This is a genomic window from Agromyces sp. H17E-10 (assembly GCF_022919715.1).
Classification (GTDB): domain Bacteria; phylum Actinomycetota; class Actinomycetes; order Actinomycetales; family Microbacteriaceae; genus Agromyces.
In genome coordinates, this window is the sequence record NZ_CP095042.1 from 2,925,252 (window position 1) to 2,944,669 (window position 19,418).

The 19,418-nt window shown below is 68.9% G+C and carries 23 protein-coding genes; 22 read left to right on the top strand and 1 reads right to left on the bottom strand.

The window, feature by feature from the left end:
* The 10 genes from MUN74_RS13230 (at position 1) to MUN74_RS13275 (ending at position 12,716) form a co-directional block, all read left to right on the top strand.
* Entirely contained in the window at positions 1–4,485 is a 4,485-nt protein-coding gene (locus MUN74_RS13230; protein ID WP_244852802.1) for an FtsK/SpoIIIE domain-containing protein, read from the top strand.
* Between the two features lie 126 nt (positions 4,486–4,611).
* A complete protein-coding gene (locus tag MUN74_RS13235; RefSeq protein ID WP_244852804.1) occupies positions 4,612–4,902 on the top strand; it encodes a WXG100 family type VII secretion target in 291 nt (96 codons plus the stop codon).
* A gap of 88 nt (positions 4,903–4,990) precedes the next feature.
* On the top strand, positions 4,991–5,545 hold the full coding sequence (locus MUN74_RS13240) for a hypothetical protein (protein ID WP_244852805.1): 555 nt from the start codon (positions 4,991–4,993) through the stop codon (positions 5,543–5,545).
* A 55-nt stretch (positions 5,546–5,600) separates the two neighbouring features.
* Complete coding sequence (locus MUN74_RS13245; RefSeq protein ID WP_244852806.1) at positions 5,601–6,089, top strand: DUF6121 family protein; 489 nt, start codon at positions 5,601–5,603, stop codon at positions 6,087–6,089.
* An 85-nt stretch (positions 6,090–6,174) separates the two neighbouring features.
* Entirely contained in the window at positions 6,175–6,834 is a 660-nt protein-coding gene (locus MUN74_RS13250) for a spermidine/putrescine ABC transporter substrate-binding protein (RefSeq protein ID WP_244852808.1), read from the top strand.
* A 227-nt stretch (positions 6,835–7,061) separates the two neighbouring features.
* On the top strand, positions 7,062–7,436 hold the full coding sequence (gene rpsL, locus MUN74_RS13255) for a 30S ribosomal protein S12 (protein WP_022889720.1): 375 nt from the start codon (positions 7,062–7,064) through the stop codon (positions 7,434–7,436).
* Complete coding sequence (gene rpsG / locus MUN74_RS13260) at positions 7,436–7,906, top strand: 30S ribosomal protein S7 (RefSeq protein ID WP_244852810.1); 471 nt, start codon at positions 7,436–7,438, stop codon at positions 7,904–7,906. Before rpsL ends, rpsG begins: the two co-directional genes overlap by 1 nt.
* A gap of 84 nt (positions 7,907–7,990) precedes the next feature.
* Complete coding sequence (gene fusA, locus MUN74_RS13265) at positions 7,991–10,105, top strand: elongation factor G (RefSeq protein ID WP_305038251.1); 2,115 nt, start codon at positions 7,991–7,993, stop codon at positions 10,103–10,105.
* Between the two features lie 135 nt (positions 10,106–10,240).
* The gene (gene tuf, locus MUN74_RS13270; RefSeq protein ID WP_022889723.1) at positions 10,241–11,431 is read left to right on the top strand and encodes an elongation factor Tu; all 1,191 of its coding nucleotides are present in this window, start codon (positions 10,241–10,243) and stop codon (positions 11,429–11,431) included.
* Between the two features lie 73 nt (positions 11,432–11,504).
* Positions 11,505–12,716 (top strand): acyltransferase family protein, encoded by a 1,212-nt coding sequence (locus MUN74_RS13275; protein WP_244852811.1) that lies wholly within the window; start codon positions 11,505–11,507, stop codon positions 12,714–12,716.
* A 14-nt stretch (positions 12,717–12,730) separates the two neighbouring features.
* Here the strand turns inward: MUN74_RS13275 and MUN74_RS13280 are convergent, their stop codons facing one another.
* Positions 12,731–13,189 (bottom strand): OsmC family protein, encoded by a 459-nt coding sequence (locus tag MUN74_RS13280; protein WP_244852813.1) that lies wholly within the window; start codon positions 13,187–13,189, stop codon positions 12,731–12,733.
* 537 nt (positions 13,190–13,726) lie between these two features.
* Between MUN74_RS13280 and rpsJ the strand changes: the two genes are divergently transcribed.
* The 12 genes from rpsJ to rplN are packed head-to-tail and all read left to right on the top strand — an operon-like array spanning position 13,727 to position 19,416.
* Positions 13,727–14,035 carry a 30S ribosomal protein S10 gene (gene rpsJ / locus MUN74_RS13285; RefSeq protein ID WP_017201594.1) on the top strand — a complete coding sequence of 103 codons (309 nt, stop codon included), beginning with the start codon at positions 13,727–13,729 and terminating at the stop codon, positions 14,033–14,035.
* Positions 14,036–14,043: 8 nt separating this feature from the next.
* Positions 14,044–14,703, top strand: coding sequence for a 50S ribosomal protein L3 (gene rplC / locus MUN74_RS13290; protein WP_244852814.1), 660 nt, complete (start codon positions 14,044–14,046; stop codon positions 14,701–14,703).
* Positions 14,704–14,706: 3 nt separating this feature from the next.
* Entirely contained in the window at positions 14,707–15,366 is a 660-nt protein-coding gene (gene rplD / locus MUN74_RS13295; protein WP_244852816.1) for a 50S ribosomal protein L4, read from the top strand.
* The gene (gene rplW / locus MUN74_RS13300; RefSeq protein WP_231430097.1) at positions 15,363–15,665 is read left to right on the top strand and encodes a 50S ribosomal protein L23; all 303 of its coding nucleotides are present in this window, start codon (positions 15,363–15,365) and stop codon (positions 15,663–15,665) included. The genes rplD and rplW overlap by 4 nt, the downstream gene beginning before the upstream one ends.
* Positions 15,666–15,682: 17 nt before the next feature.
* Positions 15,683–16,522, top strand: a complete 840-nt coding sequence (gene rplB / locus MUN74_RS13305; RefSeq protein ID WP_244852818.1) for a 50S ribosomal protein L2 — start codon at positions 15,683–15,685, stop codon at positions 16,520–16,522.
* 12 nt (positions 16,523–16,534) lie between these two features.
* Positions 16,535–16,816, top strand: a complete 282-nt coding sequence (gene rpsS / locus MUN74_RS13310) for a 30S ribosomal protein S19 (protein ID WP_231430099.1) — start codon at positions 16,535–16,537, stop codon at positions 16,814–16,816.
* Positions 16,817–16,841: 25 nt separating this feature from the next.
* Positions 16,842–17,207: a 50S ribosomal protein L22 gene (rplV, locus tag MUN74_RS13315; protein WP_092668524.1), complete on the top strand. Its 366-nt coding sequence runs from the start codon at positions 16,842–16,844 to the stop codon at positions 17,205–17,207.
* Positions 17,207–17,959, top strand: coding sequence for a 30S ribosomal protein S3 (rpsC, locus tag MUN74_RS13320; protein ID WP_244852819.1), 753 nt, complete (start codon positions 17,207–17,209; stop codon positions 17,957–17,959). Before rplV ends, rpsC begins: the two co-directional genes overlap by 1 nt.
* Before the next feature lie 2 nt (positions 17,960–17,961).
* Complete coding sequence (rplP, locus tag MUN74_RS13325; RefSeq protein WP_149161171.1) at positions 17,962–18,381, top strand: 50S ribosomal protein L16; 420 nt, start codon at positions 17,962–17,964, stop codon at positions 18,379–18,381.
* Positions 18,381–18,707: a 50S ribosomal protein L29 gene (rpmC, locus tag MUN74_RS13330; RefSeq protein ID WP_244852820.1), complete on the top strand. Its 327-nt coding sequence runs from the start codon at positions 18,381–18,383 to the stop codon at positions 18,705–18,707. Before rplP ends, rpmC begins: the two co-directional genes overlap by 1 nt.
* Before the next feature lie 2 nt (positions 18,708–18,709).
* Complete coding sequence (gene rpsQ / locus MUN74_RS13335) at positions 18,710–19,015, top strand: 30S ribosomal protein S17 (protein WP_244852821.1); 306 nt, start codon at positions 18,710–18,712, stop codon at positions 19,013–19,015.
* A gap of 32 nt (positions 19,016–19,047) precedes the next feature.
* Positions 19,048–19,416 (top strand): 50S ribosomal protein L14, encoded by a 369-nt coding sequence (rplN, locus tag MUN74_RS13340; protein WP_156999952.1) that lies wholly within the window; start codon positions 19,048–19,050, stop codon positions 19,414–19,416.
* Positions 19,417–19,418 lie beyond the last annotated feature (2 nt).

Genomic DNA, 19,418 nt, shown 5'->3' on the forward strand with positions numbered 1-19,418 from the left:
ATGAAGCTCAAACTCGGACTCCGCAGGCAGCAGGGTGCGCCCGTCGACCTCGTCATCACGGCCGACGCGACCGCGACGGTCGGCGACGTCGCCCGGGCGATCGCGACGAACGACCCGACGACCCCGCTCATCGGCGGCGCGTCGGGCGTGACCCTCGCGGTGGCGCCGCCGACGTCCTCCGAGCCCGTGGTGCTCGACCCGCAGGTGCTCATCGGCGACGCTCCGATCGGGTCGGGCTTCAACGCCGCCGTCGTCGCGCACGCACCGCGCCCGAGCGGCGCCGCGGCGGAGGCGGTCGCGATCATGCGCGTGCACACCGGCCCCGACGCCGGCCGCGAGTTCGGCCTGCCGCGCGGCGCGTCGGTCATCGGCCGCGCCGCCGACGCCGACCTCGTGCTCGCCGACTCCCTCGTGTCGAAGCGGCACGCCCGCATCGAGGTCGACCACTCGATCGAGCTCGTCGACCTCAACTCGGCCAACGGACTGCTCGTCGACGGCGGACTCGTGCAGCGCGTCCGGGTGATCCCCGGCCAGGTCATCACGATCGGCGGCACCGACGTCTCGTTCGACCTCGGCACGAGCGCAGCCGATGCGCCCGACGCCTCGGTGCTCGAGCGCGGCGGCGCCCTCATGTTCAACCGCTCGCCGCGCGTCGAGATCCGCTACCCCGGAACCGAGCACCGGCACCCGGTGATCCCGTCGGAGGCCGAGCCGCGGCTGTTCCCGTGGCCCATGATCATGGCGCCCGTGCTGCTCGGATTCGCGATGTACGCGATGACCCAGCGGGTGACCTCGCTCATCATCGTCGTCATGTCGCCGCTCATGATGCTCGGCAACTTCATCGGCCAGCGCACCCAGCAGGGCAAGAAGCTGCGGCTCGAGATCGAGACGTTCGAGACGCAGATCGAGGACCTCGAGGAGAAGCTGCGCACCGAGACCGTGGTCGAGCGCGAACGCCGCCACGACGAGGCGCCCGCCGTCGCTCGGGTCTACGAGCAGGCGATGCGACTCGGCCCCCTCCTGTGGACGAGGCGGCCCGAGCACTGGAACTTCCTCGGGCTGCGGCTCGGCGTCGGCCGGGCGCGCAGCCGCAACACCATCGCCGAGTCGAGCGACGCCCGCGGCATCGCGCGGTACGCGAAGCAGGTCGACATCCTGCGCGACCGGCATGCGCTCATCGACGACGTGCCGCTCGTCGAGCTGCTGCCGAGCTCGGGTGCGATCGGCATCGCGGGCCCCCGACACCTCGCCGCCGACGTGCTGCGCGGGCTCGGCGTCCAGTTGTTCGGCCTGCACGCGCCCAACGAGCTCATCACGACGGCCATCGTCGACCCCGCGTGGGCGAAGGAGCTCGAGTGGATGAAGTGGCTGCCGCACACGACGAGCCCTCGCTCGCCGTTCGCCGAGATGGCCCTCGCCGACAGCCAGTCGGCCGGCACGGCCCTGCTCAACGGACTCGAGGAGTCGATCCTCGCCCGGCTGTCGGGCCAGCCCGGCCGCCGAGGGCCGCTGCGGCTGCCCGACACCTCGATGGAGCGGGGCGCGAAGGTCGGCGAGGAGATCGGCGCCGACCGCACGGCCGTCGCCGACCTCGCCCTCGTGCTCATCGCCTCGAACGACGCGCCCGTCGACCGGCCCCGGCTCACCCAGCTCATCGAGCGGGGCGCCGACGTGGGCGTCTACACGATCTTCCTCGCGCCGACGGTCGAGTCGCTGCCCGCCGCGTGCCGCACCTACATCGACGCGAGCGAGGGTCTCGACAAGGCGAAGGTCGGCTACGTGCGCGCCGGCGAGTACTACGAGAACATCGCCGTCGAGGGCGTGTCGAACCAGTACGCCGAGGTCTTCGCGAAGCGGCTCGCTCCGGTCGCCGACTCGAGCTCGGTCACGGCCGACTCGTCCGACCTGCCCCGCAGCGTGTCGTTCCTCAAGCTCATCGGCACCGAGCTCGCCGTGCAGTCGCAAGCCGTCGTCGAGCGCTGGCGGCAGAACAACTCGGTGCTCGACCGCACCCGGGGTACCCGGCCGCGGCTCAAGCGCGCCGGCACCCTGAAGGCCTACATCGGCCAGGGCAGTCCCGACGCGATGTCGCTCGACCTGCGCACCCAGGGGCCGCACGCGCTCGTCGGCGGAACGACGGGCTCCGGCAAGAGCGAGTTCCTGCAGGCGTGGGTGCTCGGCATGGCGGCGGAGTACAGCCCCGACCGGGTCACGTTCCTGTTCGTCGACTACAAGGGCGGCTCGGCCTTCGCCGACTGCGTCGAGCTGCCGCACTGCGTCGGACTCGTGACCGACCTGAGCCCGCACCTCGTGCGTCGGGCACTCACCTCGCTCCGCGCCGAGCTGCACCACCGAGAGCACCTCTTCAACCGCAAGAAGGCGAAGGACCTGCTCGAGCTCGAGAAGCGCCAGGATCCCGAGACGCCGCCGGCCCTCGTGCTCGTGATCGACGAGTTCGCCGCCCTCGCCGGCGAGGTGCCCGAGTTCGTCGACGGCGTCGTCGACATCGCCCAGCGCGGTCGCTCGCTCGGCATCCACCTGATCATGGCGACGCAGCGGCCCGCCGGTGTCATCAAGGACAACCTGCGTGCGAACACCAACCTGCGCGTCGCCCTCCGCATGGCCGACGAGTCCGACTCGAACGACGTCGTCGGCGACCCCGTGGCCGGAACCTTCGACCCGTCGATTCCCGGCCGCGGCATCGCGAAGACCGGCCCCGGCCGCCTCGTGCCGTTCCAGTCGGGCTACGCGGGCGGCTGGACGAGCGACGAGCCCGAGCAGGCGCAGGTGAAGGTCGCCGAGCTGCGGTTCGGGTCGATCACGCTCTGGGAGTCCGACAACGACCAGGACGCCGACACCCACGACGAGGACCTCGGCCCGAACGACCAGAAGCGACTCGTCGCGACGCTCGTCTCGGCGGCCGGAGAGAGCCGCATCCCGGCGCCCCGGCGCCCGTGGCTCGACGAGCTCGCGACGACCGTCGACCTCGCGGCACTCCCGCTCGAGGGCGATGCGCGCATCCCGCTCGGCCTCGCGGACATCCCCGAACGGCAGCTCCAGGAGGCCGTGTACTTCGAGCCCGACACCGACGGGCACCTGCTCGTCTACGGCACGAGCGGCGCCGGCAAGACGACCGTGCTGCGCAGCATGGCGATCGCGGCGGGCGCCCGGCCCGACCGGGGTCGGGTGCACGTCTACGGCCTCGACTTCGGCACCGGCTCGCTGCGTTCGATCGAGTCGCTGCCCCAGGTGGGTTCGGTCGTGTCCGGCGACGACGCCGAGCGCGTGCAGCGACTGCTGCGCACCCTCCGCGGCATGCTCGACGACCGTGCGAAGCGCTTCTCCGACGTGAACGCCGCGAACCTCACGGAGTACCGGTCGATCACGGGTCGTGACGAGCCGCGCCTGCTCGTGCTCATCGACGGCTTCGGCACGTTCAAGCAGGAGTGGGAGAGCACGTCGGCCCGTGCGCCGTACTACGCCGTCTTCATGCGCATGCTCGGCGAGGGACGGCCGCTCGGCATCCACGCCATCGCGACGGCCGACCGCTACGGTGCCGTGCCGACCGCGGTGAGCGCGAACGTCACCCGCAGGGTCGTGCTGCGACTGTCCGACGAGGGTTCGTACTCGATCCTCGGCGCCCCGAAGGACGTGCTCAACGAGCGCAGCGCGCCGGGCCGCGCGATCGTCGACGGCTTCGAGACGCAGATCGCCGTGCTCGGCGGCACGACGAACGTCGCCGAGCAGACGCAGGCCATGGAGGCGTTCGCCGCCGAGCTGCGCGCCCGCGGCGCGGCGCAGGCACCCGAGATCGGTGCGCTGCCGACCGAGCTGCGCATCGACGAGCTGCCCGACCGGGTCGGCGACCTGCCGGTCGTCGGTGTGGCCGACGACGTGCTCGGGCCCAAGGGCTTCGAGCCGATCGGCACCTTCGTGGTCGCGGGGCCCCCGCAGAGCGGTAAGTCGAACGCGCTGCGCGCGCTCACGACGACGATCGCCCGCTTCGACCCCGAGACCGAGTTCTTCCACTTCGGCGGCCGGCGCGCCGTGCTCCGCGAGTTCCGCGACTGGCGCCGGACGGCGTCGTCGATCGAGGACGCGCGGGCGCTCGCGAAGGAGCTCAAGGAGCTCGTCGTCGACGAGACGATCACGAAGCGCATCATGATCGTCGTCGAGAACATCACCGAGTTCGGCGACACTGATGCCGAGCGCCCGCTGAAGGAGCTGTTCCAGGCGGTCAACCGCAGCGAGCACTTCCTCGTCGGCGACGGCGACGTCTCCCAGCTGTCGAGTGGCTACGGTCTCGTCGGCGAGCTCAAGGCCGGCCGTCGCGGCATCGCGCTCCGACCCGAGACGTACGACGGCGACTCGCTGTTCAAGGTGCCCTTCCCGAAGGTCGCCAGGCACGAGTTCCCGGCCGGCCGGGGCATCTTCGTCGAGAACGGCCGCTTCGTCACCGTGCAGCTGCCGCTCGTCGAGGGCTGAGCCGGCACGGTGCGGGCGCAGGCACCGCGGATGGGGAGTGCTCCCCATTCGCGGCTGCGGCGGCGCGGGTTAGCCTCGTGTGTGTCACCCGGTCAGCGGTGACGAGGATTTCGATGGATGGGGTTGATGATGGCTGATTTCAAGGCGTCGTACGGTGAGATGGAGTCGATGGCGGGCCGTCTCGACACGGGTCGTGAGGAGATCGGCGACGTGCTGCGTCGCCTGAAGGACGACGTGGACCGTCTCCTGGGTGACGACTTCAAGACGCAGCACGCGTCGGGCAAGTTCGGCGAGGGGTACACCGAGCTGACCACGGGTCTCGAGAAGGCGATCGAGGGCATCAGCGACATGGGCGACTCGCTGCGCAAGATGATGCAGGCGATCAAGGACACCGACCAGGCCCTCGCCGGCAACTAGTCCCACCGCGGGCGATCACGAGGGGGAAGCGGCGATGCCGCTTCCCCCTCGTCGTGCCCGGGGCCGATCCCATGCGATGCTGGACGGCATGAGACTCGAGATCGACGCACCGAACTCCTCCTGGGTGCGCGTGCCGGCCGATGCCGCCGACGGCGAAGGCGCCGCGACCTGGGCCGGCGAAGTGGTCGCCGGATTCCGGCGTCGGCACCCCGACACGGCCGCCGAGCGCCTCGCCGCCGTGCGAACCCTCGCCCAGCAGGCGCCGTCGCGCGTGCTGCCCGGCGCCGCGGTCGGCCTGCTCTACCTCCCCGGCCCGGGTGCGGTCGGCCTCATCGCGAGCATCGGCGTCGCCGATCCGTCGCCGATCGAGGGCTCGCTCGCGAAGGCCCTCCTTGGCGATGCCGAGCTCGAGGGGCGCCCCGTCGTCGACCCGATCGACGTCGCAGGACTGGGTTCCGGCATCGCCGTGCGCTGCCGCTTCGCGCCCCAGCCGGGCCTGCGCCCCGCGGCCGGGCTCGCGTACCTGTTGCAGGGGGAGCGGGCGACCGTCCGCGTCATGGTGAGCCCCGCGCCCGAGGAGCTCGTCGCCCACGCCGCGCCGTCGCTCGACGCGATCGTACGGTCGCTGCGCGTCGTCGACTGACGCCCACGGCCCTCGCCGGCCGAACCGCAGCGACGAACCGGCGTAGCCTCGAACCATGGCCGACGACGAGCTCCGCACCCGCAACGCCTGGGTCGTCGCGAGCTTCGCCGCGGCCCTCGACCTCGCGCTCGTGGTGTGCGGCTTCGGGTTCGTCAGCCTCCTCGCCGACGTCGAGGTCGTGGGCGATCCGGCGGTCGGCGCCTTCGTCGCGCCGGCTGCGGTGGCGGCATCCGTGGCCGCCGTGTTCGTCACGCTCGGGGTCCGGTTGCGGCATCCCGAGCGGATGACGCTCACCGTGCTGGTCGCCGCCGTCGGGGCTTGGCTCGCGTTCGTGGTCGTCGCGACCGCGGGACGGCTGCTCGGGTCCGCCGACGCCCCGGGGGAGAGCCTCCGGTTCGGGCTCGTGCTCGGACTGGGCTGGTTCGGCCTGCTCGTGCCGGTCTGCGCGTTCGTCACCGCCGCGTTCGCCGTGCTCGTGGCACGCGGCCGGCAGGGCGGCATGGAGCGGCCGCGCTGGCCGTGGGAGCACGACGACGAGCGATGACGCGGATGCCGCGGTCGAGTGCCGCGCCGCGCCGTGCGCGCCGCTGCAGGCATCGCGCGGCGCCGCGCGCAGTATCGTGATCCCGATGGAGGGTTCGGTCGAGGCGCGCGTGAGCCACGAGGTCGACCGCTGGCTGCAGTGGCTGCCGCGGTGGCGGCCCGGGAGTCATCGCGCCCGCACGCGGCTCTGCCAGCGCTGCTTCGGGTCGCCGATCATCGCAGCGGCGGGCCTCGACGTCGATGTCCCGCATCCCGTGCAGCACGCGTTCTCGATGCGCATGAAGGGCATCATCGACGACGCCGTCGACGACTACACGGCGCGCAACCTGCCCATGCTGCACCGCGAGATCCGCCTCGCCGAGGAGCGCAAGGCGCGCCGGCCCTACCGTGCGGGCGAAGGGCTCGACCCCGAGTACCTCGGGCTCGAGCTCGACCCCGAGCCGGTGCCCGACCAGCCGTTCCTGTTCACGCTCGGCGGCCTCGAGGCCGACACCGCCGCGGAGGCGAACGAGCCCGCGCCCCGCCCCTTCACGCCCGAGGAGAAGGAGGCGCTGCGTGAGGAGGTCCGTCTCGCCGACGACTTCGCGAAGCAGCTCGGCCGGCGCATCTGCGTCGAGCTCGCCCAGCACCGCTACCGCATCGGCAACGCGATCGAGCGTCTCGTCGAGCCCCAGGTCGCCGACATGCTCGCCGACCTCGACCGCGAGCTCGACGCACCAGGCTGGGCCGGAGGTGCACCGGGCTGAGCCGGCGCCGGCACCCCGCGACCCGCCCGCCGTTTGACCGCGAGGTTACGGGGTATTACCATAGATCGGGTGTGCGCGTTCACGCGTGCACATTCGGGTGCCTGCGGAGTTCCGCGGCTCACCCCCACGGCATACCCACCACCGAAGGCGCAGCAGTTCTGCGGCGCCGGTGGGTCTGATGTGAAATCCATCACCGCTGTCACCGTGCAGCACAACAAGGAGAAGCAGTGCCAACCATTCAGCAGTTGGTCCGCAAGGGTCGCTCGCCGAAGGTCACCAAGACCAAGGCTCCCGCCCTGAAGGCCAACCCCCAGCAGCGCGGCGTGTGCACGCGTGTGTACACCACCACCCCGAAGAAGCCGAACTCCGCGCTCCGCAAGGTCGCCCGTGTGAAGCTCTCGAACGGCACCGAGGTCACCGCCTACATCCCCGGTGAGGGCCACAACCTGCAGGAGCACTCGATGGTGCTCGTCCGCGGCGGTCGTGTGAAGGACCTCCCCGGCGTCCGCTACAAGATCATCCGCGGTGCGCTCGACACGCAGGCCGTGAAGAACCGCAAGCAGGCTCGTAGCCGCTACGGCGCGAAGATGGAGAAGAAGTAATGCCTCGCAAGGGTCCCGCTCCGAAGCGCCCCGTCGTCGCCGACCCGGTGTACGGCTCGCCGGTCGTCAGCCAGCTCGTCAACAAGATCCTCGTCGACGGCAAGAAGGACCTCGCGCAGCGCATCGTCTATGAGGCGCTCGAGAACGTCGCCGCCAAGTCCGGCCAGGACGCGGTCGCCACCCTCAAGAAGGCGCTCGACAACGTGCGCCCCACCCTCGAGGTGCGCTCGCGCCGCGTCGGCGGTTCGACCTACCAGGTCCCCGTCGAGGTCAAGCCGCACCGCGCGAACACCCTGGCGCTCCGCTGGCTCACCAGCTACGCCAAGGCCCGCCGCGAGAAGACCATGACCGAGCGTCTCACCAACGAGATCCTCGACGCCTCGAACGGCCTCGGTGCCGCGGTCAAGCGCCGCGAAGACACGCACAAGATGGCCGAGTCGAACCGCGCGTTCGCCCACTACCGCTGGTAGTCGGGCCGGGTGGATGCCGCGGCGCGAGTCGCGGCATCCACCCTCCCTCTCACTTCCGTTCCTGAACCTTCCGGAGGAACCCCCGTGGCACAAGACGTGCTCACCGACCTGAGCAAGGTCCGCAACATCGGCATCATGGCGCACATCGATGCCGGCAAGACCACCACCACCGAGCGCATCCTGTTCTACACGGGCGTCAACCACAAGCTCGGCGAGACGCACGACGGCGCCTCGACGACCGACTGGATGGAGCAGGAGAAGGAGCGCGGCATCACGATCACGTCTGCCGCCGTGACCTGCTTCTGGAACAAGAACCAGATCAACATCATCGACACCCCCGGCCACGTCGACTTCACGGTCGAGGTCGAGCGCTCGCTCCGCGTGCTCGACGGCGCCGTCGCCGTCTTCGACGGCAAGGAGGGCGTCGAGCCCCAGTCCGAGACGGTGTGGCGTCAGGCCGACAAGTACAACGTGCCGCGCATCTGCTTCGTCAACAAGATGGACAAGCTCGGTGCCGACTTCTACTTCACGGTCGACACGATCGTCTCGCGCCTCGGTGCGAAGCCGCTCGTGCTGCAGCTCCCGATCGGCGCCGAGAACGACTTCATCGGTGTCGTCGACCTGATCGAGATGCGCGCCCTCGTGTGGCCCGGCGACGCCAAGGGCGACGTGACCATGGGCGCCAAGTACGAGGTCCAGGAGATCCCCGCCGACCTCAAGGAGAAGGCCGACGAGTACCGTCAGGTCCTCCTCGAGACCGTCGCCGAGACCGACGACGCGCTGCTCGAGAAGTTCTTCGGCGGCGAAGAGCTGACCGTCGCCGAGATCAAGGGCGCCATCCGCAAGATGGTCGTCAACTCGGAGATCTACCCGGTGCTCTGCGGCTCGGCGTTCAAGAACCGCGGCGTGCAGCCGATGCTCGACGCGGTCATCGACTTCCTGCCGTCGCCGCTCGACGTCCCCGCCATCGAGGGCCGCAACCCGCGCAACGAGGAAGAGATCATCGAGCGTCACCCCGACGCCAACGACCCCTTCGCCGCGCTCGCGTTCAAGGTCGCGGTTCACCCCTTCTTCGGTCGCCTCACCTACGTGCGCGTCTACTCGGGTCACCTCGACTCGGGTGCCCAGGTCGTCAACTCGACCAAGGGCAAGAAGGAGCGCATCGGCAAGATCTTCCAGATGCACGCCAACAAGGAGAACCCGGTCGACTCGGTCACCGCGGGCAACATCTACGCCGTCATCGGCCTCAAGGACACGACCACGGGCGACACGCTGTGCGACCCCGACAACCAGGTCGTGCTCGAGTCGATGACGTTCCCCGAGCCCGTCATCGAGGTCGCCATCGAGCCGAAGACCAAGGCCGACCAGGAGAAGCTGGGCACCGCGATCCAGAAGCTCGCCGAAGAGGACCCGACGTTCCGCACCGAGCTCAACCCCGAGACCGGCCAGACCGTCATCAAGGGCATGGGCGAGCTGCACCTCGACATCCTCGTCGACCGCATGAAGCGGGAGTTCAAGGTCGAGGCCAACGTCGGCAAGCCGCAGGTCGCCTACCGCGAGACGATCCGTCGCGCGGTCGAGCGTCACGACTACACCCACAAGAAGCAGACGGGTGGCTCGGGCCAGTTCGCGAAGATCCAGTTCGCGCTGGAGCCGCTCGAGGTCGAGGGCGACAAGATCTACGAGTTCTCGAACGAGGTCACGGGTGGTCGCATCCCCCGCGAGTACATCCCCTCGGTCGACGCGGGCTTCCAGGACGCCATGCAGTACGGCATCCTCGCCGGCTTCCCCATGGTGGGCGTCAAGGCGCGCCTCCTCGACGGTGCCGCCCACGACGTCGACTCCTCGGAGATGGCGTTCAAGATCGCCGGTTCGATGGGCTTCAAGGAAGCCGCTCGGAAGGCGAACCCCGTTCTGCTCGAACCGCTGATGAGCGTCGAGGTCCGTACTCCCGAGGAGTACATGGGCGACGTCATCGGCGACCTGAACTCGCGCCGCGGCCAGATCCAGTCCATGGAGGACGCCGCCGGTGTGAAGGTCGTGCGTGCGCACGTCCCGCTCTCGGAGATGTTCGGTTACATCGGCGACCTGCGGTCGAAGACCTCGGGCCGCGCCGTGTACTCGATGGAGTTCGAGAGCTACGCGGAGGTCCCGAAGGCTGTGGCCGACGAGATCGTCCAGAAGAACAAGGGCGAATGACCCTCCCTGGCGGGGGCCTCGGCCCACTGCCCGCACGAACCTTCCGGTTCGCGTAACATAACAACACAACCCCGTAGCACGCCGGTCGCAATCCAGCGCCCGGAGTTCCTACACGAGTCCTGAGGAGGACCCACAGTGGCTAAGGCCAAGTTCGAGCGGACCAAGCCGCACGTCAACATCGGTACGATCGGTCACGTCGACCACGGCAAGACGACGCTCACCGCCGCGATCTCGAAGGTGCTCGCCGACAAGTACCCGTCGGCCACCAACGTGCAGCGCGACTTCGCGTCGATCGACTCGGCTCCCGAAGAGCGTCAGCGCGGCATCACGATCAACATCTCGCACGTCGAGTACGAGACGCCGAAGCGCCACTACGCGCACGTCGACGCCCCGGGTCACGCCGACTACATCAAGAACATGATCACCGGTGCGGCTCAGATGGACGGCGCGATCCTCGTGGTCGCGGCGACCGACGGCCCGATGGCCCAGACCCGCGAGCACGTCCTGCTCGCCAAGCAGGTCGGCGTGCCGTACCTGCTCGTCGCCCTCAACAAGAGCGACATGGTCGACGACGAGGAGATCCTGGAGCTCGTCGAGCTCGAGGTCTCCGAGCTCCTCGCGAGCCAGGGCTTCGCCGAGGACGCGCCGGTCGTGCGCGTCTCGGGCCTCAAGGCGCTCGAGGGCGACGAGAAGTGGGTCAACTCGATCCTCGAGCTCATGGAGAAGGTCGACGAGTTCATCCCCGACCCGGTGCGTGACAAGGACAAGCCGTTCCTCATGCCCGTCGAGGACGTCTTCACCATCACCGGCCGTGGCACGGTCGTCACGGGCCGCGCCGAGCGTGGCACGCTGAAGATCAACTCCGAGGTCGAGATCGTCGGCATCCGCCCGACGCAGAAGACCACCGTCACCGGTATCGAGATGTTCCACAAGCAGCTCGACGAGGCATGGGCCGGCGAGAACTGCGGTCTCCTGCTCCGCGGCACCAAGCGCGAGGACGTCGAGCGCGGCCAGGTCGTCGTGGCCCCGGGCTCGGTCACCCCGCACACGAACTTCGAGGGCACTGCCTACATCCTCTCGAAGGACGAGGGCGGCCGTCACAACCCGTTCTACGCGAACTACCGTCCGCAGTTCTACTTCCGCACCACCGACGTCACCGGCGTCATCACGCTGCCCGAGGGCACCGAGATGGTCATGCCCGGCGACACCACCGACATGTCGGTCGAGCTGATCCAGCCGATCGCCATGGAGGAGGGCCTCGGCTTCGCCATCCGCGAGGGTGGCCGCACCGTCGGCGCCGGTACCGTCACGAAGATCATCAAGTAATCTTCGCGATACGCGACCTGTGAGGGGGTCGGGCCTTTCTGGCCCGGCCCCCTCCGTCGTACGCTGAGAGGCGATGGGCGGTTCCCCCACCCTCCTCGCACGATCGGCGGTACGTCCCGAGATCCAGGCGCTCCGGGCCGTGGCCGTGGGCTCGGTCGTGCTCCATCACGGATGGCCGGCGGTGGCGCCGGCCGGGTACATGGGCGTCGACGTCTTCTTCGTCGTCTCGGGCTTCCTCATCACCGGGTTGCTGCTCCGGCAGGCGCAGCGCGAGGGGCGCATCTCGCTGCGGGACTTCTACCTGCGACGTGCGCGCCGCATCCTGCCGGCGGCGATCGCGACGCTCGCCGTCATCTCGGCGCTGACCCTGCTCGTCGTGCCGCAGCGGGAATGGCGTCAGTGGTTCCGCGAGATCGTCGCGAGCGCCCTCTACTACGAGAACTGGCAGCTCGCGGTCGATTCGCAGATCCCGCGGCGGGCCGACCTCGAGTCGACCCCGGTGCAGCACTTCTGGTCGCTCTCGGTCGAGGAGCAGTTCTACCTGTTCTGGCCGTTGCTGCTCATCGCCGCACTGTGGTTCGCAACCCGCAGCGGCTCCTCGTCGTCGACCGTCGTGCTGATGCTCGTCGGGGTGACGACCGTCGCGTCGTTCGTGCATTCGATCGCGCTCACGGCGCAGGACCCCAACCTCGCGTACTTCTCGACGCCGGCGCGCACGTGGGAGTTCGGCGTCGGCGGCATCCTCGCGGCAGTCGGCGAACGGATGTCGCGTCGGGGCGCCCGCGCCGGCCTGCGGGCGGCCGTGTCCTGGGCGGGCCTCGCCCTCATCGTGGTGCCGATCGCGACCTTCCGGGCGCCCGAGAGCTTCCCCGGCTTCGTCGTGCTCCTGCCCGTGGCGGGCACGCTGGCCGTCATCTGGGCGCGGATGCCCGAGGTGGCGTGGTCGCCCGCACGCGTCGCGGGGCTCCGGCCCGTGCAGTGGATGGGCGACGTGTCGTACTCGCTCTACCTGTGGCACTGGCCGATCTTCATGTTCGTGCCGTACTTCACCGGCGTGCCGAGCCCGCCGTGGCTCATGGTGCTGCTGGTCGGCCTGTCGTTCGCGGTCGCCGGACTCTCGAAGCGGTTCGTCGAGGATCCGTTCCGCCACGGCCGCCGTGGCCTGCGACTCCGGCCGGTGTTCCTCCTGTCAGGACTCGCCGGCATGATCGTCGTCATCGTCGGGGCCGGGATCGTCGCACCCGGGATCGCCGGCGAGCGGCCGGTCGCGTGCGATCGCGAGTGACGCGGGCGGCCGCGTCAGTGCATCTCGGTGCCGTCGATCGTCGTGTGCACGTCGATCGCGCCCTCGACGCTGCGGCCCACCGTGCACGCCCGCTCGATCGAGCGCACCATGATGTCGAGGAGCTTCTCCCGCTCGGCGGGCTCGAGCCCCGACAGGTCGACGACGAGCTCCTCGGCGATGCGTTCGTAGCGGTTGGATGCCTCCTCCGACTGCCCGTGCGCCCACACCGTGAGCTCGGCGTCGTCGCCGAGCCGCCGCGTCATGGGCCGGTCGACCGAGAGCCCGACGCACCCGGCGAGGGCGAGCTTCAAGAGCTCGCCGGGGGAGAAGTGCTCGCCCTCCACGTCGAGGCCGCCGATCGCGACGGTCGCGCCGCGTGCATTGCGCCCGACGTAGCGGCGGGTGCCGATGCGCGTCGCCGAGACGCTGCCCGGCCCCTCGTGCGAACTCGGCTTCGGCTGCGTGTCGGTCATCGCGGTTCCTCCTCGGTCGATGCGGTCCCACCTCCATCATGCCCGGGTTCGGCGAGGCGGCATCCGCTGCACCGGAACGGGCTGCCGGGCCGTGAAACTGCGGGCTCGCTGGGAGTCGTGCGAGCGCGACACGCCCGGGTTGCACGGACACGTCGGATATGGCAAACTCGTTGAGTTCGACATTTCGAACGCGGGCCCTCGTGCGCGCGTTCGGATCACTGTCAGGCAGTGCATAGCCACCCGCCGTTCCGAATGGGGCGCCGCCGGGGTCAGGTTAGGCCGCAGGCAGGAGAACACACAACCGACAACCACACGCCCGGGGCGACCCGTGCGCGTGCGCGCCGGTTGGGGCTCGAAGGTCGAGCGTGTCGAGAGCACCGCCCCGGGTGACCGGGCGGGTGGTTTCGACAGGCTCGATCACCGGCCTTTGACAGAAGAACAGTGGTGCTTCACACGGAGTGACACGGTGTGGCAGCTACACCCGGCGTCCGATGCCCTCGGAAGGGGTATGACGCCTTGACAGAGAGAGAGTCAGCAATGGCGGGACAGAAGATCCGCATTCGACTGAAGTCGTATGACCACGAGGTCATCGACACCTCGGCGCGCAAGATCGTCGACACGGTGACCCGCGCGGGCGCCACGGTCGTCGGCCCCGTGCCGCTTCCGACGGAGAAGAACGTGGTGTGCGTCATCCGCTCGCCCCACAAGTACAAGGACAGCCGCGAGCACTTCGAGATGCGCACCCACAAGCGTCTCATCGACATCGTGGACCCGACGCCCAAGGCCGTCGACTCGCTCATGCGTCTCGACCTCCCGGCCGACGTCAACATCGAGATCAAGCTCTGAGGTAACAGATGTCTTCCGCTACCAAGAACGTGAAGGGCCTGCTCGGCACGAAGCTCGGCATGACCCAGGTGTGGGACGAGAACAACAAGCTCGTCCCGGTGACGGTCATCGAGATCGCGCCCAACGTGGTCACCCAGATCCGCACCGCTGAGAAGGACGGCTACGAGGCCGTCCAGATCGCCGCCGGCGCCATCGACCCGCGCAAGGTCTCGCAGCCGCTCAAGGGTCACTTCGAGAAGACGGCCGGCACCACGCCCCGTCGTCACGTCACCGAGATCCGCACCGCCGACGCCTCGAGCTACGAGGCCGGCCAGGAGCTGACCGTCGACGGTACCTTCGAGGCCGGCCAGCTGGTCGACGTCGTCGGCACCTCGAAGGGCAAGGGCTTCGCCGGTGTCATGAAGCGCCACAACTTCAAGGGCGTCTCCGCTTCGCACGGTTCGCACCGCAACCACCGCAAGCCCGGTTCGATCGGTGCTTCGTCGACCCCCAGCCGTGTCTTCAAGGGCATGCGCATGGCCGGTCGCATGGGTGGCGAGCGCGTCACCGTGCTGAACCTCCGCGTGCACGCCGTCGACGCCGAGAAGGGCCTCATGCTCGTCAAGGGCGCCGTTCCCGGTGCGCGCGGCCGTCTCGTTTTCGTTCGCAACGCAGTGAAGGGGGCGTAGTCCATGGCTACCGCCAACACCATCGACGTTCTCGACGCGACCGGCAAGAAGTCCGGCTCGGTCGAGCTGCCCGCCGAGCTCTTCGACGTGCAGACCAACGTGCCGCTCGTCCACCAGGTCGTCGTCGCCCAGCTCGCGGCCGCGCGCCAGGGCACGCACAAGACCAAGAACCGCGGCGAGGTCTCGGGTTCGGGCCGCAAGCCCTTCAAGCAGAAGGGCACCGGCCGTTCGCGCCAGGGCTCGGTCCGCGCTCCCGAGCACAAGGGCGGTGGCACGGTCCACGGCCCGCAGCCGCGCGACTACTCGCAGCGCACCCCCAAGAAGATGATCGCCGCGGCGCTCCTCGGTGTGCTCAGCGACCGCGCCCGCGGTTCGCGCATCCACGCCGTCGAGGGTTTCGTCGCCGGTGACGTCGCGAAGACGAAGGACGCCGTCGCGCTGCTCGGCAAGATCGCGCCGGCGAACCGCTTCCTCGTGGTCCTCGCCCGTGGCGAGGAGCTCAGCGAGCGTGCCGTCCGCAACATCGAGACCGTGCACGTGCTGCCGGTCGACCAGCTGAACGCCTACGACGTGGTCGTCGCCGACGACATCGTCTTCAGCACCGCCGCCCTCGAGGCCTTCGTGGCCGCGAAGACGGCGAAGAAGGAAGAGGTCTCGGCATGAGCGCCGCACAGAACAAGGACCCGCGCGACATCATCATCGCGCCGGTCGTCTCGGAGAAGAGCTACGGCCTGATCGACGAGGGCAAGTACACGTTCATCGTGGACCCCCGCTCGAACAAGACCGAGATCAAGCTCGCGATCGAGAAGATCTTCAACGTCCAGGTGGCGTCGATCAACACCCTGAACCGTCAGGGCAAGACCCGCCGCACCCGGTTCGGCATGGGCAAGCGCAAGGACACCAAGCGCGCGATCGTCACCCTCAAGTCCGGCTCGATCGACATCTTCACGGCTGTCGGCTAAGGAGCAGAGGTAGAACTATGGCTATTCGTAAGTACAAGCCCACGACCCCGGGTCGTCGCGGTTCGTCGGTCGCCGACTTCGCGGAGATCACGCGCTCGACGCCCGAGAAGTCGCTGCTCAAGCCGCTCTCGAAGACCGGTGGTCGCAACAACCAGGGCCGCATCACGACCCGTCACATCGGTGGTGGCCACAAGCGCCAGTACCGCGTGATCGACTTCCGTCGCAACGACAAGGACGGCGTGCCCGCCAAGGTCGCTCACATCGAGTACGACCCGAACCGCACCGCCCGCATCGCGCTGATCCACTACATCGACGGCACGAAGCGCTACATCATCGCGCCGAACAAGCTCAAGCAGGGCGACCCGATCGAGGCCGGCCCCAACGCCGACATCAAGCCGGGCAACAACCTGCCGCTGCGCAACATCCCCACCGGTACCGTCGTGCACGCCATCGAGCTCCGCCCCGGCGGCGGCGCGAAGATGGCCCGCTCGGCCGGCGCCTCGGTGCGTCTCGTCGCCAAGGACGGCCCCTACGCGCAGCTCCGCCTGCCCTCGGGCGAGATCCGCAACGTCGACGCGCGCTGCCGCGCGACGATCGGCGAGGTCGGCAACGCCGAGCAGTCGAACATCAACTGGGGCAAGGCGGGCCGCAAGCGCTGGAAGGGCGTCCGCCCGACCGTCCGCGGTGTCGCGATGAACCCGATCGACCACCCGCACGGTGGTGGTGAGGGCAAGACCTCCGGTGGTCGCCACCCGGTCAGCCCGTGGGGTCAGCCCGAGGGTCGCACCCGTCGCCCCAACAAGGAGAGCGACAAGCTCATCGTCCGTCGTCGCACCGTCGGCAAGAAGCGCAAGTAGGAGTAGAAGAAGATGCCGCGCAGTCTCAAGAAGGGCCCCTTCGTCGACGAGCACCTGCTTCGCAAGGTCGCCGTGCAGAACGAAGCCGGTTCGAAGAACGTCATCAAGACGTGGTCGCGTCGCTCGATGATCGTCCCCGCCATGCTGGGTCACACGATCGCCGTGCACGACGGCCGCAAGCACATCCCGGTGTTCGTCACCGAGACCATGGTGGGCCACAAGCTCGGCGAGTTCGCCCCCACCCGCACCTTCCGTGGACACGTGAAGGACGACAAGAAGGGCCGCCGCCGCTGACGCGGTGGTGTGAAGGAGGAAAGAAATGGTGGAGTCGATCGCACGCGTGCGACACATCCGCGTGACCCCCATGAAGGCCCGCCGCGTCGTCAACCTGATCCGCGGCAAGCAGGCTCAGGAGGCGCTCGCCATCCTGAAGTTCGCCCCGCAGGGTGCGAGCGAGCCCGTGTACAAGCTCGTCGCCTCGGCCATCGCGAACGCTCGCGTCAAGGCCGATGCCACGAACACCTACCTGGACGAGCAGGACCTCTACGTGAAGACGGCATTCGTCGACGAGGGCACGACCCTCAAGCGATTCCAGCCGCGCGCGCAGGGCCGTGCCTTCCGCATCAACAAGCGCACGAGCCACATCACCATCGTGCTCGGCACGCCCGAGGAGGGTACGAAGTAATGGGTCAGAAGGTCAACCCGTACGGCTTCCGTCTCGGCATCACCACCGACCACGTGTCTCGGTGGTTCTCCGACTCGACGAAGCCCGGTCAGCGCTACGCCGACTACCTCGCCGAGGATGTCAAGATCCGTCGCCTGCTCCAGACGTCGCTCGACCGCGCGGGAGTCTCGCGCATCGAGATCGAGCGCACCCGCGACCGCGTCCGCGTGGACATCCACACGGCGCGTCCCGGCATCGTGATCGGCCGCCGCGGCGCCGAGGCCGAGCGCATCCGCGCCGACCTCGAGAAGCTCACCGGCAAGCAGATCCAGCTCAACATCCTCGAGGTGAAGAACCCCGAGGCCGACGCCCAGCTCGTCGCGCAGGGCATCGCCGAGCAGCTCTCGGCTCGTGTGGCGTTCCGCCGCGCGATGCGCAAGGGCCTGCAGGGCGCGCAGCGCGCCGGCGCCAAGGGCGTCCGCATCCAGGTGTCGGGCCGTCTCGGCGGCGCCGAGATGAGCCGCTCGGAGTTCTACCGCGAGGGCCGCGTGCCCCTGCACACGCTCCGCGCGAACATCGACTACGGCTTCTACGAGGCCAAGACCACCTTCGGCCGCATCGGCGTGAAGGTCTGGATCTACAAGGGCGACATCACCAACAAGGAGCTCGCTCGCGAGCAGGCGGCCCAGAAGCCGTCGCGCGACCGCAGCGACCGTCCCCGCCGCGACCGCGCCCCCAAGGCCGAGCCGGCGACCGCAGGAGTTGAGGCATAACCATGTTGATTCCCCGTCGAGTCAAGTACCGCAAGCAGCACCACCCCGGCCGCTCGGGCCAGGCCACCGGCGGCACCAAGGTGTCGTTCGGCGAGTTCGGCATCCAGGCGCTCACGCCCGCTTACGTGACCAACCGTCAGATCGAGTCCGCTCGTATCGCCATGACGCGTCACATCAAGCGTGGCGGCAAGGTGTGGATCAACATCTACCCCGACCGTCCGCTCACGAAGAAGCCCGCCGAGACCCGCATGGGTTCCGGTAAGGGTTCGCCCGAGTGGTGGGTCGCCAACGTCAAGCCGGGTCGCGTCCTCTTCGAGGTCTCGGGCGTCTCCGAGGAGCTCGCACGCGAGGCGATGACCCGTGCCATCCACAAGCTGCCCCTCAAGGCACGCATCATCAAGCGCGAGGAGGGCGACGCATAATGGCCGTCGGAACCAAGGAGCTCAGCCCCGCAGAGCTCGACACCTTTGAAGACGAGCGACTCGTCGACGAGCTGAAGAAGGCCAAGGAAGAGCTGTTCAACCTGCGCTTCCAGTCGGCCACCGGCCAGCTCGAGAGCCACGGCCGCCTGAAGGCCGTCAAGCGCGACATCGCCCGCATCTACACGGTCATCCGTGAGCGCGAGCTCGGCATCCGTGCCACTCCCGCGCCGGTCGAGGCGGCTCCCGCCAAGGCCGAGAAGAAGACGAAGAAGGCCAAGGCCGAGGCGGATGCTTCGGCCGAGGCCGCTGACACGAAGGAGGCCTGATCATGGCTGAGACCAAGAAGGCTGCTGCCGAGGTCGCCGAGGTCGAGACCGCCGAGCAGCGTCCGTACCGCAAGGTGCGTCGCGGCTACGTCGTCAGCGACAAGATGGACAAGACCATCGTCGTCGAGGTCGAGGACCGCGTGAAGCACCCCCTCTACGGCAAGGTCATGCGCCGCTCGTCGAAGGTCAAGGCGCACGACGAGCAGAACACCGCCGGCATCGGCGACCTCGTCGTGATCAGCGAGACCCGTCCCCTGTCCGCCACGAAGCGCTGGCGTCTCGTCGAGATCGTCGAGAAGGCCAAGTAAGCCTCGGGCTTGCTTGAAAGAAGGAGTTCGAAGTGCTTCAGCAGGAATCACGAGTCAAGGTCGCCGACAACACCGGCGCCAAGGAGCTGCTCACCATTCGCGTGCTCGGCGGCTCGAAGCGTCGCTACGCCGGCCTCGGTGACGTCATCGTCGCGACCGTCAAGGACGCGATCCCCGGCGGCAACGTCAAGAAGGGCGATGTGGTCAAGGCCGTCATCGTCCGCACCGTCAAGGAGACCCGTCGTCCCGACGGCTCCTACATCAAGTTCGACGAGAACGCCGCGGTCATCCTGAAGAACGACGGTGACCCCCGCGGCACCCGCATCTTCGGGCCGGTCGGTCGCGAGCTCCGCGACAAGAAGTTCATGAAGATCATCTCGCTGGCACCGGAGGTTATCTAAAC

Coding starts and splice junctions, on each gene's coding strand:
- MUN74_RS13230 (WP_244852802.1), top strand. CDS start 1: ATGAAGCTCAAACTCGGACTCCGCAGGCAGCAGGGTGCGCCCGTCGAC.
- MUN74_RS13235 (WP_244852804.1), top strand. CDS start 4,612: ATGATGGCTGATTTCAAGGCGTCGTACGGTGAGATGGAGTCGATGGCG.
- MUN74_RS13240 (WP_244852805.1), top strand. CDS start 4,991: ATGAGACTCGAGATCGACGCACCGAACTCCTCCTGGGTGCGCGTGCCG.
- MUN74_RS13245 (WP_244852806.1), top strand. CDS start 5,601: ATGGCCGACGACGAGCTCCGCACCCGCAACGCCTGGGTCGTCGCGAGC.
- MUN74_RS13250 (WP_244852808.1), top strand. CDS start 6,175: ATGGAGGGTTCGGTCGAGGCGCGCGTGAGCCACGAGGTCGACCGCTGG.
- rpsG (WP_244852810.1), top strand. CDS start 7,436: ATGCCTCGCAAGGGTCCCGCTCCGAAGCGCCCCGTCGTCGCCGACCCG.
- MUN74_RS13275 (WP_244852811.1), top strand. CDS start 11,505: ATGGGCGGTTCCCCCACCCTCCTCGCACGATCGGCGGTACGTCCCGAG.
- MUN74_RS13280 (WP_244852813.1), bottom strand. CDS start 13,189: ATGACCGACACGCAGCCGAAGCCGAGTTCGCACGAGGGGCCGGGCAGC.
- rpsJ (WP_017201594.1), top strand. CDS start 13,727: ATGGCGGGACAGAAGATCCGCATTCGACTGAAGTCGTATGACCACGAG.
- rplC (WP_244852814.1), top strand. CDS start 14,044: ATGTCTTCCGCTACCAAGAACGTGAAGGGCCTGCTCGGCACGAAGCTC.
- rplD (WP_244852816.1), top strand. CDS start 14,707: ATGGCTACCGCCAACACCATCGACGTTCTCGACGCGACCGGCAAGAAG.
- rplW (WP_231430097.1), top strand. CDS start 15,363: ATGAGCGCCGCACAGAACAAGGACCCGCGCGACATCATCATCGCGCCG.
- rplB (WP_244852818.1), top strand. CDS start 15,683: ATGGCTATTCGTAAGTACAAGCCCACGACCCCGGGTCGTCGCGGTTCG.
- rpsS (WP_231430099.1), top strand. CDS start 16,535: ATGCCGCGCAGTCTCAAGAAGGGCCCCTTCGTCGACGAGCACCTGCTT.
- rplV (WP_092668524.1), top strand. CDS start 16,842: ATGGTGGAGTCGATCGCACGCGTGCGACACATCCGCGTGACCCCCATG.
- rpsC (WP_244852819.1), top strand. CDS start 17,207: ATGGGTCAGAAGGTCAACCCGTACGGCTTCCGTCTCGGCATCACCACC.
- rplP (WP_149161171.1), top strand. CDS start 17,962: ATGTTGATTCCCCGTCGAGTCAAGTACCGCAAGCAGCACCACCCCGGC.
- rpmC (WP_244852820.1), top strand. CDS start 18,381: ATGGCCGTCGGAACCAAGGAGCTCAGCCCCGCAGAGCTCGACACCTTT.
- rpsQ (WP_244852821.1), top strand. CDS start 18,710: ATGGCTGAGACCAAGAAGGCTGCTGCCGAGGTCGCCGAGGTCGAGACC.